This window comes from Sutterella massiliensis (genome assembly GCF_016899755.1).
Taxonomy (GTDB): Bacteria; Pseudomonadota; Gammaproteobacteria; order Burkholderiales; family Burkholderiaceae_F; genus Sutterella; species Sutterella massiliensis.
The window spans coordinates 1-818 of record NZ_JACJJC010000161.1 but is presented as its reverse complement, the minus strand read 5'-3'; the positions used below and the strand labels follow the sequence as shown (position 1 = coordinate 818).

Here is an 818-nt window from a genome sequence, read left to right as displayed (position 1 = left end):
GGTGAGGACAACGGCCTGGCTGAACGGCGTGGCTTTTAAGGCGCAAGCGAATTGCCGCTGAGCGTTCGTGACTCTTTTCAAATGGCGTATCGGATAATGAAGCTGGGCGTTTCCCGGCGCTCGACTTAGTGCGCTTTTAGTCCTTTCGGAAATGCAGAATCGAGATCTGCACCTTAATCAGCACGATCATCCGGATGACTTCCGCCGCAAAGTGCTGAATGAACTCGCTCCTAGACTACATGGTTTTCCTCGTACGACCGCTAGGCGCCAACCGTATGAGTGACTATCTCGTTGAGCTAGCCAACAGCATCTAAAAGCGCGGTCTTTACGACGATGTTTCGCAAGATTCCGTTCTGCGAATTGTTACGGCTTCAACCGCCCGATCGCGATCTTTTTCGTTGGTTCGAACCTTTACGGCACCAGATTAACAATCGGGTTGCTGGCGGCACTTAAGTCTTCATTATTTGTTGGTAGCTTGCCTACACATGTAAACCAATGTTTCAAGCTCTATGGCAGGCTTTCAGGTGTTGCGCATACACAACACCTTGTATGGCGCGTAACATACTGAAATTTAAGTAATTTACGAACTCGATCCGTTTTAGTTAATGCCAAATTGACAAGTGTCGCCGAGAATGTGCTTCAGCACTATCGAGGTGCACGATCGATAGGCTCCTAGAACATATCTTAAAGGCACAGAAAATGAAAAAGTCTCTTGCTGCTCTCGCCGTTCTCGGCGCTTTTGCCGGTTCCGCTCTCGCTGCTGATGTTACCCTTTACGGTTTGGTTGACTACGGCTTCAACTATCAGCACGTCGATGC

Annotated in this window: 1 pseudogene; it reads left to right on the top strand. The window is 49.0% G+C overall.

The window, feature by feature from the left end:
* Positions 1-699: 699 nt before the first annotated feature.
* A pseudogene (locus H6A60_RS13825) lies at positions 700-818 on the top strand (porin); the annotation flags it as partial.